Genomic DNA, 16,030 nt, shown 5'->3' with positions numbered 1-16,030 from the left:
TTTTCGTTCATTCTTATAACTTTTTCATTATAACTATTATTATTTAATAGTTATGCTGTTATGGATAATAACATCTGAATATGAAAGAAATATGATAAGTATTAATAATGCGGAATATTAAAAACAAAAAAGTACGTGTATGGTTTGGGACTTTCCAAAACATACACGTACTTTTTACAGAATTGTTAAAATACAAATTGCAAGACAATCCATATATTCAATAACTATATTTTTATGCCACCACATCAAACTGTGAATTGTACAAGTCTGCGTAGAAGCCTTTCTTTGCCATAAGTTCTTCGTGTGAACCCTGCTCGATTATATCTCCATCCTTCATTACAAGAATTATGTCCGCATTCTTAATTGTACTAAGTCTGTGAGCTATAACGAAACTTGTTCTGCCTTTCATAAGGTTATCCATGGCTCTCTGGATTCTATGCTCTGTTCTTGTGTCAACTGATGATGTTGCCTCATCAAGAATCATTACAGGGTTGTCTGCAAGGATTGCTCTCGCTATTGTAAGAAGCTGTCTCTGACCTGCAGAAACATTAGATGCTTCTTCATTTAACTCGAAATCATATCCACCTGGCAATGTTTTAATGAAATGATGTGCGTGAGCTGACTTAGCAGCTGCAATTACTTCTTCATCTGTTGCATCAAGTCTACCGTATCTGATATTCTCCATTATTGAACCTTTAAACAACCACGTATCCTGAAGAACCATTCCGAAAGCATTACGAAGTTCATTTCTGTTGTAATCCTTTAAATTATGTCCATCAAGTTTTATTTCTCCTGAGTTAACATCATAGAATCTCATAAGAAGTTTTACCATTGTTGTCTTTCCTGCACCTGTTGGTCCTACAATTGCTACCTGCTGACCTGCCTTAACGTGAGCGTTAAAGTCATTTACAATAATGTTATCAGGATTGTATCCGAAATGTACATGTTCGAAATCAACAACTCCCTTAACATTTTCAATAGGAACAGGATTTTCAGTAATCTGGTCTTCCTCTTCTTCCTCAAGAAATTCGAAAACTCTTTCTGCTGCTGCCATCATTGACTGCATCATATTAGTAACCTGGGCAATCTGTGCTATAGGCTGTGTAAAGTTCTTAACATATGTTATAAATGCCTGAATATCACCGATTGTAATCGTTCCGTTAATTGCAAGGAACGCACCTGAAATAGCTACTCCAACATATCCTAAGTTACCTACAAAAGTCATAATAGGCTGCATCATACCTGACAAGAACTGTGATTTCCAAGCTGAATTATACAAAACATTATTTGTCTTCTTAAATTCATCTATTACATCCTGCTCTTTTCCAAAAGCTTTAACTACTAAATGACCGCCATAATTCTCTTCAACCTGACCGTTAATGTGACCTAAATACTCCTGCTGTGTTTTAAAGTATTTCTGTGAATGCTTCATTATAAAGCTTATAAAAATCATACTAACAGGAAGTATTAATAATGTTATTAAAGTCATAAGCGGACTAATTGTTAACATCATTATTACTACACCAATCATAGTTGTTGATGAAGTAATAAGCTGTGTTACACTTTGGTTTAAACCATTACCCAATGTGTCAACATCGTTTGTAATTCTTGAAAGTACTTCACCATATGTTCTGCTTTCAAAATATTTCATTGGCATACGATTGATTTTTTCAACAATTTCACGACGAAGTCTGTAACATAACTTCTGTGTAATTGTTGACATTGTAAAGCCCTGAACTAAGTTAAATAATGAGCTTATTCCATAAAGAACCAATACTATAATAATTATTCTTCCAATATAACCAAAATCAATACTGCCTGTTCCGGAAATCTTGGACATTAAACCTTCTGCTAATTTGGTTGTAGCTTTTCCCAAAATCTTAGGGCTTACAATTGAAAATGTGGCACTTGCTATGGCACATATCATAACAGCAATAATGCCTATTCTGTATCTTCCGGCATATTTAATAAGCTTCTTTAATGTACCCTTAAAGTCTTTTGCTTTCTCTCCCGGTTTACGATTCATTCTTGGCATGGCTTAGTCCTCCTTTCCTTCAATACTTGCTGCAAACTCTGCTTCTGAAAGCTGAGATTTTGCAATCTGCATATATGTTTCACAAGTTTTTACAAGTTCCTTATGTGTACCCTTTCCTACAAGCTTTCCTTCATCCAAAACAAGAATCTGGTCTGCGTGAAGAATTGTGCTTACACGCTGTGCAACAATAAATACTGTTGCATCTTTAGTCTTTGGTTTAAGTGCTTTTCTAAGCTGTGTATCTGTCTTAAAATCAAGTGCAGAAAAACTGTCATCAAAAATATAAATCTTTGGATTTCTTGCTATTGCTCTTGCAATTGAAAGACGCTGTTTCTGCCCACCTGATACGTTTGTACCACCTTGTGCAATTGCACTTTCAAATTTGTCAGGTTTGTCTTCAATAAATTCTGTAGCCTGAGCAATCTGTGCTGCTTCCTTAATTCCTGCTTCATCTATTCCCGGTGCACCATATGAAATGTTGGAATTAATATCACCTGAGAATAAAATACCTGTCTGTGGAACATATCCAATCTGTGAACGCAATGTTTCAATTGATATATCTCTAATATCCACACCGTCCAAAGTAATCTTTCCATTAGTTACATCGAAAAATCTTGGAATTAATTTTGCAAGAGTAGATTTACCACTTCCGGTACTACCGATAATTGCAACTGTCTGTCCCGGCTTTGCCTCAAAATCTATATCTTCCAAAACATTTTCTTCGCCGTCTGCATATTTAAAATCAACGTGGTCAAACTTAACAACTGCATTGTTTGTTTTTTCTGTTAATGCATTGTGGCTGTCTTTTATGGTAATTTCTGTTTTTAATACTTCATCAATCCTGTTAGCTGCAACTGCTGCTCTTGGAAGCATAATTGAAACCATTGTAAGCATTAAGAATCCCATGATAATCATCATTGAATATGTGATAAATGCTGTCATTGTTCCGACTTCCATAACACCCTGGTCAATCTTCTTTGCCGCAACCCAGATAATAAGAACTGAAACGCCGTTCATTACAAACATAAGTGCCGGCATCATAAATGACATGGCTCTGTTTGTAAAAAGCATTACTCTTGTAAGATTGCCGTTGGCTTCTTCAAATCTTTCTTCTTCTTTCTTTTCTCTACTGAAAGCTCTGATAACTGAAAGACCTGTTAAAATCTCTCTTGAAATAAGGTTAACCTTGTCAACTAATTTCTGCATCATATTAAACTTAGGCATTGCAACAACCATAAGCACGCCTATGATACATACAACAACTGCCACTGCAAGAACAATTGTCCATTCCATTCCTGAACTGTAATTAACTACGTTAATGATTCCGCCAATTGCAAGAATAGGTGCATAAAGTACCATTCTAAGAAGTATAACCGAAACCATCTGTATCTGCTGCACGTCGTTTGTACTTCTTGTAATTAGAGACGCTGTTGAGAACTTATCAAGTTCCGCGTTGGAGAAACTCATAACTTTTGTAAAGATTTTCTCTCTTAAATCTCTGCCAACTCCTGCTGCTGTTTTTGATGCAAAGAAACCAACAAGAATTGCCGCGATTACCATAAGCAAAGTCATTGAAATCATCTTTGCCCCTGTTTTAAACATATAGTCTGTCTGCAACTTATCAAGGTCCTTACCACAGGCTTTATATTCACTCTTTGCAAAACTCTTAGCATATGAACTAATAGTTGAATCTCCAAGACTTGAAAGTTTCTTTTCAAAAACCTTTCTTAAGTCATACATTAATGTTGGACTTTGTGGATCAACACCAAATTCCTGTAGCTTCTTAGCCATTTCCTGCTGTTGCTCAGGAGTCATCTGCTGTGCATTACCACTCATATTTTTAAACTGTGAATCCTGCTGTGATGACATCATGTAATATACTGCAATAACATTGCCAAATTCACTGTCTAATTCTTCCATATTATCTTTGTCTGTGTTCTTAAGCTTATAGGCTTTGTCAGACTTGCTAAACTCATAAGCATTATCCCAGTCTTTTGTCTCCTGTTCATTCAAAAACAGCTTCAAACTATTGTAACTGTTCTCTGTTATAAACTCAGGCATCTGATGTTCAACACCGCCATTAACAATACCAACATCAATAATATTAGATGTATAGTCCGGCAATGATAAGTCACAATACGCCTGAACAACAAGTAATGCCAATATTAAAATTACAAAGTACCAGTATTTCTTTAAATTTTCAAAAATATGTTTCATTACTGTTTTCCTTTCATGTCATTATTTTCCTTCATTATAGTTCGAGTTTTTTCTAATATTCTTAAAAGATTTTCAGTGTCCTCCTCTCCAAGTCTTTCCAAATAGGCCACTACGCCTTTAAGCATTCTCTCTCTTCTATCTTTTACTGCATCCCAGCCTATGTCTGTTAATACAATATTCACCTTTCTTCTGTCCCCTTCAAGGCTAATTCTTTGAATATAGCCTTTCTTCTCAACTGCTTTAAGAAAAGCTGCTACTCTTGCAGTACTTACATGCGCACTCTTAGCAATCTCATTAGGCATTAACCCATTGTCACTATGTGCTAAGCATTCCAACATAATTGCTTCTCCCCTTGCCATCTTATGAAGGTTATCGCTCATCTTAGACTGCTTGGCCATCATATTAAAGTTTAATAACTCCTTTGCTTTCTCTTCATAATATTTCTTTTTATCATCCATTAGAATATAAATGCTCCTTTACTCTTTTGTTGTTCAAAGAAAATCGCTAACACTATTAATAATTAACGGTGTTAGCGATTATAGTACTAATATTATAATATGTCAACAACTTGGTGGAAAATAAAATGTGATGGTTGTGAATGGACAAATTTATTCTTGTACTAACACAGCCGAAAATCGTTGTGGTAAAGCGTGGACGTGGGAGCTTGGACTTGTCCCAAACAAGTTTTAATCAATTATTTACGGATATTACAGCGTTTTTTGTTCAGAACTTCGTAATGGATAAGAATTACGTGTGATATTATATTTTTGATATATGACACGTAATTTTTAGGAAAATATAAGCATTATAATAAGTAATTACTTGTCATTTAACATTTTTTTCATCTGACACGTAATTCCCAGTCAAATTATACTGAAAAATTTAAAAATTACTTGTTATATAAAATTTTTTCTCTGTGACACGTAATCCCCAATTAAATTGCATAAAACCCAAGAGATTTTACTTGTTATATAAAGTTTTTTCTCTGTGACACGTAATCCCCAATTAAATTGCATAAAACCCAAGAGATTTTACTTGTCATATAAAAAATTTTCTCTGTGACACGTAATCCCTATTTTCAAACAGCTTTTAAACTTTGTTTTTCCAAAATCTATTTTATGCATAAAGAAAGGCTCCCGCAGGAGCCTCCCCTGGAATTCTATCTTAAATTATATGTAGCCTACGCCGCATATTTGCTTATTGCTTCATATATGTAGCCTACGCCGCATATTTGCTTATTGCCTCATATACCTGCTCTGATTCATTTCCAATTGCAGTAACCTCCACTGGATTTGACAAGTCCAAACTAAAAATTCCCATCATTGATTTTCCGTCAACGGTTGTCCTTTTTGATTTAATGTCGATTTCTGCTGAAAATCTGTTGACAATGTCTAGAAATTCCTCAATTGCATTAATTGATCTAAAACGTATTTTCATTTTTCCCTCCTAATTCATTTATAAAATATAGTGTTTTTGTTATTTCTCACTTCTGATAGTCCCAGAAAATTTTGGCACAAACACGTTGTGTTTCTTATTTTGCTCCGCCGTCCATTGTATGTGGAAAAACGAAACTCGCCTAATGGCTCAAACAGTCGTTTTTCCACATACACTATGCTCGCAAAATTGCGCAACACTGCCTATTGTTTGTTTCCAAAATTTTCTGTATACTATCAGACTAAAAATATTCCAGAAAACACTATATTCTATTCTATGAATCCACCTCAACATTTATTCCTGCTTTCCTGCATTTCTTCGTTTCAACTTAATTGTCTTACATTTCTTCATCCCATTTATCCCCAACATTCCTCATTTCCTCTCGCATCTTATTGTAATCCTATCCCTCCCTGTATAGTCACAAGTGAATAAGGTTAGTGCATAGTTTTCGTTTTGCATTTGCTCTGAGTTGCTGCCATTTATTTTTTCTTTAGCGGTTACACAGTAGGTGTAGGTGTTGTTTTGTAAGTCGGTGTATTGTACTTTGTCGCCGTTTTCAAGTTGGTTTATTTTGCCAAAGTGGGCGCTGTAGTTATGGGCGGCTATTATCAGGTTTGAATCTTTTGCCGTGCCTGAATATATACATGGTGATTTTTTTAAGTTTGCCTGAGTTGGTTTTTTCATTACAGGCAATTCAAGATTCAACTTTGGAATTTTGATGTAGCCGTCATATTGATTCAAATCCTTGTTCAAATCTTTTTCCTCATCCGAAGTTTTTAAATTGCTTTCTTCTATTTTTTCTTTCAGACTTGACAGAACTGTGTTGGATGATTTTTGTGCCAGATTGTCTTCTTTTTTGTTGTGAAACAAAACTGCCATAGCACACATTATAAGTATTAAACCTACTAGTGTAACTACGGCAGATATTTTTTTATTCACTTTTATTTTCCTTTTTTAGTAGTTGTATTCCTATTCCTATACAACCAAATCCTACTATTAGTAGGGCAGGAATAATCCACTTAAGCTGCCCTGTTTGTGGCAATATGCCAAAATATTTTGAAGTTTCATCCGGCTGATTCTTTGGTGTTTTTAATGTTTTGGCTTTAGATTTTGTTGTGTTTTCTGTTGGTTTAAACGTGGTTACCTGAGTTGTTATGTTGTTATCGTTTACTTCCACTTTCAACTCTGTGTCAACGTTGTATTCTATTTTTTCTCCAGCAGGATTTTGGGCGTTGTAGTTAGGCACTGAAATCAAATATGCCATAAATCGGTATGCTTTACCATTTACAATTGCGTCGTTCACTTCCACCAAATAAAGTCCTGGTTGAAGCCCCTGAAAAACAGCTTTTCCGTCAGCAATTGTTGCCACGGCAGTAGGCTTTTCGCTCTTTGCCACTTCTTTTGCCACAAAAGCAAGCCCCTCCCATTCCTTTGCCGTGGTATTTCTGTCTATTTCATTTAGGTTAACCTTTATTTTTTCAATTACGTTATTACCATTAATAAAGGAATATTCATAATTGTTCATTAGTTCATAATTTCCTATTGTGTTGTATTTCCACAATTTTGTAATATCAGCTGTTTTGTACAATTTCACTTGCAATTGTGCGTTATTAAGCTCCGGATTTTCTTTCGGCACCTGAACCATAAGATTGCAAAGTTTACCAATGTCTACAGCGTTTTCTGCCAAAACTTTTCCATTGCTTAAGACCAAACAGCCAAATAAAAAAATCAAAGTAAATCCCACACAAATCTTATTTAAAATACAACCATTTCTTAATTGACTAATTCTACAATACTTGCCTAATATGTGTTTTGCCAATCTTCCCTGATTGCTTTTGCAATGCTTCTTCAATCTGCTTTCTCCCCCTTTCTTATCAAAATAACCAGCACTACTGACGTTGCAATTATCCCAACTGCTGCGCCACCTAGAATCCACAAGTTTGAGTTGCTGTTTAATTTTCTATCATAACTCTCGTTACTATTTTCTACTCTTTTTCCCCTAACTAATAATCTGTGAGTGTTGACACCGTATGGGGTACAGGTTAGAAGGGTAATGTAGTCCTCACCCTCCTTTGTCTGCAATGCTTCCGTCAATTTTGCCTTGTCGTTTTTGTCTATCATTGGATAAATCCGATCAACCTGATAAGTCAAAACCTGATTAAGCACATAAATATAAAACCTGTCTCCCTCTTCAATTCTGTCCAAATCCGTAAACAATCTGGAGCTGGGCAACCCCCTGTGAGCCGCCAAAACTCCATGTGTACTTTTGCCCCCTACCGGCAGGCTTGAGCCTTCCAAATGCCCCACATATTTTTGCAAAACTTCATTGTCAGTAGAGTGATAAATTGGAAGTTTTACGTCAATCTTTGGAATTGAAATATATCCCATCATGCCGTCATTGTTTAAATTAAGACACTTGTTGTACTCACTGTTTTCATCAAAGGAACTTTCTTCACTCTCTTTATTATTATCTTCATCAGTATCATTGTCACTGTTATTGACACTATTATCATTATTTGAGACAAATCCGTCATCAGTTATGTTAAATCTTAAAGCTTTATTATATTCGTCGGCCTTCCTTTTCTCATTCTCATAACTGATTTTGCCCTGCTCCACAGACTGTTCAACCTGCCTGTCGTATACGGTTATAACTTTTCGCCGGCATATTTCATTCCACTCGTTAGCCACAATTGGATACAAAATAAAACCAAATCCTACAAGAAAAATTACAACCATAATAATTTTAGATATTAATCTGTTCCCCTTCAATTACGAAAACTACCTATCTGAAACTTTTTATTTTAAAGCTGTCTGAAACTCTTTTTTCTATCTCAAACTATCTGTCCTGTTCCAGCTTGCTTTTTCCTCTTAAAATCATATGAAGACCTAACGCTGCTGCCACAAATACAACACCTACAATTGCAAAAATAGTTGTGCCAACGCCACCTGTTGAAGGTAAAAAGCTCATTTTTGAGTTTTTCAAAATAGCAGATTCAGAAATATTTCCCTGACTGTCTTTTGTTGAAGTAATTGTTTTGATTACTCCCTTATCGTAAGTTGCAGTATAAGTTGATGTAGCCTTGTCATCGATTTTTATTGTGTATGATTTTAAAGTTCCATCCTGATTATATTCTGCTGTGATAACAACTGTATGTTTTGCGTCATTTAATGTAAAACCGTCAGGCGCATCTGTTTCCTGCAATGTGTACTCACCTGCATCAAGACCTGTAAACTTAAGATATCCGTATTTGTCAGATGTTGCCGTGTAAGATTTCTTAGTTTTATTATTTGTCAAAGTAAAAGTAGCACCTTCAAGGGCCGTTGTTGTAGTGAAAATTCCACTTTCTTTTTCAGTTTCACCCCATTGGTACTCCCCTTCTTCTACCTTAATTAATTCCTTAGTCTTCTCGTTCCATTTCTCAGTACTCTTGCCAAATAAGTTAGAATCAATTCCAAATGTGTACACGTAAACTTTGTCTTCACCAGTTTTTGCAGTAGAACCACTGGCAGGATTGTTTGAGTATTCAAGGTATGCCTTATTAATGTTTGCATCAAAGTTTACACCTGCTTTTTCATTAAGTTTTGCCTGATATTCAACCTGAATCTTCTGGCCAGGATGTTCAAGAATAAATTTTGAGTCAAATGTAATTTCAATAATGCCTCCATTTACTTTAGGTGTAACTTTAATATTCTCTCTGTTATTTTCATATTTTTCAATAAAGCACTTCATTGAGCCATCCACGTAGTCAAGTCCTTCGCTCATTATGTCATAAATCTTGTAAGTTACTTTCTTGTATTCCTTGCTATAAGATGGAACAGTTGCACTTAATTTAAAAGTGATTTTGTCGCCAATTGCAATATCGTCACCTTTGCTGTTTTTGCTTGAAGGTGTAACAATTGTTTTTTCAAGCTTAGGTGTTGATGACTTTGCCCAACATTTTTGAGCTTTAATTTCAAAATCAGAATCTGCACTAATTGCACCGTTTTTCAAAGTGTTGTCGGTAGCTGATTTTGAATAATAAATACCGGCAATCATTGGACTGTAAACTGTTTCAGAACCGCTTGTTACCATTACAAGATAATAACCTACAGGAAGTCCATTAATTGTAACTTCCGTATCCCCTGTGGCAACTTTCTTCTCTGCTGCAACTGTCATAGTGGCTGCATTTGATGCCATATCAATTACTTCCTGTGCTGTTGGTGCAACAGGATCTTTTACGTAGTTGTTTATTGCCGAATAACCTGTGAAGCCATACTCATTGTAGTCGGCTTTTACAAACTGATATACGGTAACTGTGTCTCCCGGCTTTAGGTTGGTTACGTTAATGCTGCCTGTGTCCTTGCCTGATGGCAGAGTTTTTTGTGCGCCAAAAGCGGCTGTGCCAAGTGTTAACATTAAAGTCATTGATAAAATGACTGCTAAAAATTTTTTTATACTTTTCATACTTCCCCTTTCAATTATCGCCCGCCTCTATTTATGTCAAATTTATATTGTCGCTGTTTTTTTTGTATCGGTTGTAGATTAGTGATGTTGCTATTAGTATTGCTCCTATATATGTGTATGTGTTTGTTCCGTTTCCGCCTGTGTCGGGCAGTTGGTAGATTTTGTTTGTGTTGGCTGCACTTATGGTTAGTTTGCCGTTGTTGCCTAGTGTTGCCGTTATTGTTTTGTTTTTTATTTTTCCATATGATTTTGAGTATTGCTTTGTTTTGGTTGCGTTTTTGTCTTTGGCTATTTCGCCTTCCTCATAGCCTACAAAGTTTGGATTTTCTTCATAACCGTAGTAGTATGGGTTTTCCGAGTTTGGAATGTAGGTGACTGTTGCTTCTTTGCCCTCATCCCACATATTTGTGTAGAGTATTTTTTCCATTTCCATTGTTTCAAAAGTGGCTGCTTCAAGGATTGCTTCTTTGGTTGGACCTACTTTGTAGCATAGTCTGATTGGCAATGCCTTGGTGTATTGTGTGCCGCCTTGGATTTGGACGTTTTCAGGTAACAGTTTGGATGGTATTGTGAACTTTACGTTTTGTAATCCTTTACTGTTTTTTGTTACTGTGACTTTGATGTTTTTTAAGTTTACATCGTCATTTCCATCTGTTGCCGATGGAACTTTTCCTTCATATATATAGGTGGTAACGTCACCGTCTTCTGAGATTTTTGCCACTTTGTAATTTATGCCATTGTATCTTAGAATCGGTGTTTCCTTTATTTCCATTCCCTGACCTATTTTGTCGGTAAACTCTACTGCGTTATCAAGTCCTTCTTCCACACAGGAATGATAGTTGATTATTTCCATGCCTTCCTGCAAAAACTGCTTAAAGATTTGCGCCAGTGTTTCGCTGTCCATTGCATCATCTTTTGCCATTTTGCTGTTGTCGGCATAATCATAATTGCTGTATGGATTGGTGTAATAATACGTGGAACTTTTTGCCTGAACTCCCGTATTTTTACTTCCTACAGTTATCTTTGTATTATCGGCATATTGTTTTTTCAAAGCCTTGTGCAATTCGTTAGCTCGCGGATCTTTGCTGTTCTTACATCGTTCAAGATTCTGCGCCGTTGGATGAAGTACCTGACTAATGTAGTCATAACCTTCCCCTTCAGTAACGCCTACACCAACTGTAAAAAACTTGTTATTTTTATGGTCTGCCTGACCATTGTAATGCTTACTTACACTGTCCTTATAATACTTTGCCGTAAGAATTGTGTAATAACCAAAAATTCCCTTGTCATTTTCTGAATACTCCTTGTTATTGTCCGTAGTATTTTCACTTCCACAACATGAACCGTCACCAAATTTTTTATTCGAAGCCAAATTCTTGTAATCCGAATTGCCAAGGGTAGGACAACCATCTGATAGCAAAAGAATATTAGGTGTTCTTGTTACTTTCTGACCAGAAACACTGTCAGTGTAAGTTGTTGTTTTTTCATTAATAAGAATATCCGCCCCCTGCTTTATTCCATCCTGAATGTATGTTGCCCCATATACCTCAATTGATTTCGATGCCTTATCTGTAAGATTGTTTGTACTTTCGTTTTTAATTTTTCCTATATCTAATTTTTTGTAGCCATCATTCTTAGATGATTTTGATACAGAAAAATAAGAATTGGTATTAGAGTAGTCTGCCTTGCTTCCAACATAATATCTTCCAAGCGGCAAAATCTTTGTGGCTTTTGTGTTGTATGCCACAACCGCTACCCTGTTATTCTCATCTTCTTTCATCAAATAAGTAATGGTCTTGTTTACAGCTTTTACCAGATTATCAGCCCTCTTGCCATCGCCATCCACAGACATACTTCCTGAAATATCAAGAACAAGTACCACATCTAAAGGTACATGAATTATTCCCGAAGTCGTATCAATATACTTCTGTCCAAGTGCTGACAAAATTACGCTAAATTCTCCCGGGTTATAACTGTTAAATATGGAATAATCATCTTTTCCATACATTACTGACTTGTCAGTTTCTATCCTTCCGTCATCTTTGTTTTTTCCCTGAAACAAAGATTCAATGTCAGATGTGGAGCTGTCAGAAACGTAAATACTTTTCACCGGTGTTCCCTCATCAGTCTTTAGTGTATCCGTTCCCGGCCCTATACTTCCCGAAACCGGTTGAAACATTGTCATTGTAATTACCATACATAACATACATGCTCCAAACTTTTTCATCCTTTGCCTTTTCCATAGCCGGAAAAACCTGTGCATTATTTCACCTCCTCACTGTTTTTTGCAGGAAAAATTCCTAACAGTTCAATATATTCAAAATGCCGAAAAAGTATTAATAATTTTTTTGAAATGGATAAATAATCTTCAATCTATAACTGTGAGATAATTTATCTTTACAAAAAAAACACAGGGCTAATCGTAGCTGATTAACTCTGTGCCTTTTTTATTATTCCTCTTCTACCTTATTAATTATGAAATCATAGTCTTCCTTTGATAACTGGTATGCTTTATCTTTGTTCTTCAAATAACATATTTTGTCCTGACTTCGCAAATACATTATTCCTATGTCATTGTTGCAATCTATCTTTATATTGAAAGATTCATCAAACTTAATATCCGAATTAGAAACAGTTTCAAAATTCTTCATATGTGCCACAATCTCATTCTGTTCTTTGTTTTCTCCCCTAGCCATAACGGTCTTAATTAAAATATGCTTCCATAAGCATAGGATGTTCCGTAATACCATCTGTCTGAAACTGGGATTACATCATACACAGCATTGTTATACTGATAATTATCCAATGCCTCTTTTCCGTTAAACACATACACTAAATCGTTTAACTTATATCCAAAGCTGTATAATCCTGCATTTTGAAATACCACATAATTCTTTTCAATTTTTATTGTTTTTATATCTTTTGTCAACAGATACTTTAAAACAAATTCATACATTCCTTTTTCTATCTCTATTTCAGTGTTCATTCCTATACAGTACTCATATGTATATCCTCCATCTTTTGTTCTAACTTCCCTTTCCCCCAATGTTAATTCAACCGACTTTCCCGGATTATTGTATTGAAAATATTCTGCAATTTTCGATGTATCATTCTTACTGATTGTAAGAAGTTCCTTTATCGAGTTTTCATTTACCTTCTTAAGGTTCTTTACACTTTCCAGCAAGGCATAATTAACCACACTTACCTTTATCTTCTTTTGTAATCCGTTGTGCGCTGTAACATATATGTATGCTGTCCCTGTTGTTTTGTCTGAGGTTGCTGTTATTTTGCCATTCTTGTCCACTTTCACAAGACTTGGATTTGAGGAACTCCATCGTATTTTTTTACTGTAAGCCTTCTGCTTTACTTTCTTTGTGTTTTTTACTTTCTTGCTCTTCTTTGATTTCTTTGTAATCTTAACTGTTGGCTTAAGTCTTGAACTTTCGCCAATTCCCAACTTGTATTCCTTCTTAATGTTTTCAAATCCTGTTACATTCTGTTTCCTCGAATTAGCATTTGCCTTTACAACTTTTATTTTTAAGCTTTTTACGCTTAATGTTTTTTTACCTCCAACATTCTTATATGACTGTATTTCATATGTATATGCCTTGTTTGTTTTTACTTTTTTGTCCGTGTATTTTGTCTTTGATGACTTAATTGTTTTAAGTTTTCTTCCATTTTTGTATATAATGTATCCATCAGCTTCATTGTTTTTCTTCCAACTGAGAACTATGCCTTTCTTGGATGACATTCCCTTGAAACATGATGGTGCTGTTAACGCTTTATTAGTTGTTTTTTCTGTGATGATTGTTGTATTTTCTTCCGCCTTAACATTTTCTTTAACAATGCCTGTGCATAACAATAACGTTGTTATTGTAACCATTGCTGAACATAGTACAATTCTTTTTTTTACTTTATTTGACATAATTTTGTCCTCCTATTTCTTAGTATTTACTTCTATCTTTCTTACTGGTGAATAGATTTTTTTACCTGATTTTGTTTCATAAAATGCCTTTATGTAATAAACATAATTTTTGTTCTTACTTACTTTTGAGTCTGTATAATTGGTTGTCTTCTTATTGTTAATAGTCTTAATTTGTTTTTTCTTTCCACTGCCGATTTTTCTTGATATTACATAGCCACCTTTTAATGATTTATTGTTATAATCATATGACATTTTATTCCATTTTAATTTTATATTCTTGACAACTCCTTTTTTATTATTTTGTTTATTAGCTTTTAATTCAGGTGTGCCTGTTGTAATCTCTGGAGATATAATTGTTTTTGTGAGCCTTTCGGTTCCTAACTTTCCATTTTTATATGTTACATATTTGTAATACGCAACTATTTTATACTTATATTTCTTTCCAAGTTTTGCTCCCGGATCAAATACACTTCTATAATTCTTAGAATCATTATTATATGAATAGTATATATCTTCCCATTTCTTACCTTCTTTTCTGAACACAATATATTCAGAAGCTCCCTGACATTCTGAGAATGTGATATAATTACCATCCAAATCTGTTCTTAAACCTGAAACCGTAAATTTATTATCTGGATCTAACTTTTCTATAACTTTATCTTTTAATACCTGAACTGTACAACTATGTGCTTTTTCTCCATTCGCCCCATACACATCAATAATTGATTCTCCTTCAACTATTGGTTTAATCTCTCCTATCTTATTTACATATATTTTTCCCTTCGTCACTTTAAACTCTACATTCTTATTTGTTGCAATTTCCGGATAAACCTTAACATTTATTTTAGTTTTCTGATTAATATTCATAATAATATTTGTTTCAGACACTTCAATTCTTTCAACTGGTATGTACACATCTGAGATTGGCACAAAAGCTTTATTATCCGAATTGTTTCCAAAATAATTTTCCGAAAATTCTACATAATAATAGCTTCCGCATTTTCCTATTACTTTTAATGAGTTGCCTTTCTTTCCATCATTCTTTTTAACTCTACATTTTTCACTTGCCCCGGCATATAATGATGTATTTCTGGCAAGTGTTCCACTTGTTGCATTAATCGGTGTATATACTGAAACATTACAGCTTGCTTCCTTATTGTCTGCTACTGCTGTTATAACCGTCATACCCTCTTTTTTTGTCTTTATTGAGCCATTGTTTATTTCTGCCACACCACTATCAGATAATTTATAGTTATAGTTTTTGTTTGATGCTATGTTTGGATATACTTCTGTACTTAAGTTGGAATTATCTCCCACTGGCAAAACAATATTATCCTTATCTAAAACAACATCTGTTACCGGTATATTCACATCTGATTTCAATACATAAGCTTCTCTTTTTGATCTATTATCATCAAAAATATAATTGTCCGGTAATTTAACATAATAGTAATTGCCACATGAACCTATAATAGTTAACTCCTGACCTACCTTTGCCTTTTCAGTTCTAACCCAAGAACTACTATCTGCACCTCTATACAAGGTTGTTGTTTTTTTAATTACACCTGATATATCATTTATCTTTGTGTATATTGAAATTACACAATCATAATTTAGTATACCATATTTTTTAGTTAGGGCTGATAATACTAATTTAGTGGAGCCTTCTGACACTCCATAAACCGTTGCTGTTGAATTATTACCTTCAACAGTTGCCACACCTATATTCTCTGTAACCCAAGTTACATTTTCAATTGTTGTGTCACTTGGAGTAACCTTTATAGAAAAGTTCGGATTTGAATTTCCAACCTCAATACTTCTATGTTCAATTCTTTCATTCAGTGATTCACTCCAAATCTCTATCTTAGCTTTTTCATCTGCCATTACATTTAAATTAGGCTGTTTAATAAAACTTATAGCTGAAATTATAATCAGCATCATTACTAATATTTTTTTACTCATAATATTCCCTCTT

At 34.6% G+C, this 16,030-nt stretch carries 12 protein-coding genes; all 12 read right to left on the bottom strand.

Going from position 1 to position 16,030, the window contains the following annotated elements; genetic code table 11:
• Positions 1-232 precede the first annotated feature (232 nt).
• Positions 233-2,035, bottom strand: a complete 1,803-nt coding sequence (locus NQ558_RS05140; protein WP_005359012.1) for an ABC transporter ATP-binding protein — start codon at positions 2,033-2,035, stop codon at positions 233-235.
• Positions 2,036-2,038: 3 nt separating this feature from the next.
• Positions 2,039-4,252, bottom strand: coding sequence for an ABC transporter ATP-binding protein (locus NQ558_RS05135; protein ID WP_005359014.1), 2,214 nt, complete (start codon positions 4,250-4,252; stop codon positions 2,039-2,041).
• A complete protein-coding gene (locus NQ558_RS05130; RefSeq protein ID WP_005359016.1) occupies positions 4,252-4,710 on the bottom strand; it encodes a MarR family winged helix-turn-helix transcriptional regulator in 459 nt (152 codons plus the stop codon). Before NQ558_RS05130 ends, NQ558_RS05135 begins: the two co-directional genes overlap by 1 nt.
• Before the next feature lie 760 nt (positions 4,711-5,470).
• Positions 5,471-5,689, bottom strand: a complete 219-nt coding sequence (locus tag NQ558_RS05125; RefSeq protein WP_040445865.1) for an HPr family phosphocarrier protein — start codon at positions 5,687-5,689, stop codon at positions 5,471-5,473.
• Positions 5,690-6,058: 369 nt separating this feature from the next.
• A complete protein-coding gene (locus tag NQ558_RS05120; RefSeq protein WP_050750929.1) occupies positions 6,059-6,625 on the bottom strand; it encodes a sortase in 567 nt (188 codons plus the stop codon).
• On the bottom strand, positions 6,618-7,538 hold the full coding sequence (locus NQ558_RS05115; RefSeq protein ID WP_040445867.1) for an isopeptide-forming domain-containing protein: 921 nt from the start codon (positions 7,536-7,538) through the stop codon (positions 6,618-6,620). Before NQ558_RS05115 ends, NQ558_RS05120 begins: the two co-directional genes overlap by 8 nt.
• Complete coding sequence (locus NQ558_RS05110; RefSeq protein WP_005359027.1) at positions 7,535-8,422, bottom strand: class C sortase; 888 nt, start codon at positions 8,420-8,422, stop codon at positions 7,535-7,537. Before NQ558_RS05110 ends, NQ558_RS05115 begins: the two co-directional genes overlap by 4 nt.
• 100 nt (positions 8,423-8,522) lie before the next feature.
• The gene (locus NQ558_RS05105; protein WP_005359029.1) at positions 8,523-10,130 is read right to left on the bottom strand and encodes an isopeptide-forming domain-containing fimbrial protein; all 1,608 of its coding nucleotides are present in this window, start codon (positions 10,128-10,130) and stop codon (positions 8,523-8,525) included.
• A 31-nt stretch (positions 10,131-10,161) separates the two neighbouring features.
• Complete coding sequence (locus tag NQ558_RS05100) at positions 10,162-12,357, bottom strand: VWA domain-containing protein (protein WP_005359031.1); 2,196 nt, start codon at positions 12,355-12,357, stop codon at positions 10,162-10,164.
• A 223-nt stretch (positions 12,358-12,580) separates the two neighbouring features.
• Positions 12,581-12,826: a hypothetical protein gene (locus tag NQ558_RS05095; RefSeq protein WP_005359033.1), complete on the bottom strand. Its 246-nt coding sequence runs from the start codon at positions 12,824-12,826 to the stop codon at positions 12,581-12,583.
• A gap of 11 nt (positions 12,827-12,837) precedes the next feature.
• Positions 12,838-14,055, bottom strand: a complete 1,218-nt coding sequence (locus tag NQ558_RS05090; RefSeq protein ID WP_005359038.1) for an Ig-like domain-containing protein — start codon at positions 14,053-14,055, stop codon at positions 12,838-12,840.
• 12 nt (positions 14,056-14,067) lie between these two features.
• Positions 14,068-16,017 carry an Ig-like domain-containing protein gene (locus NQ558_RS05085; protein ID WP_005359041.1) on the bottom strand — a complete coding sequence of 650 codons (1,950 nt, stop codon included), beginning with the start codon at positions 16,015-16,017 and terminating at the stop codon, positions 14,068-14,070.
• Positions 16,018-16,030: the final 13 nt, after the last annotated feature.

Source organism: Eubacterium ventriosum (assembly GCF_025150745.1).
In the GTDB taxonomy this organism is placed as follows: domain Bacteria; phylum Bacillota; class Clostridia; order Lachnospirales; family Lachnospiraceae; genus Eubacterium_G; species Eubacterium_G ventriosum.
This window is presented reverse-complemented; position numbering and strand designations above follow the sequence as displayed.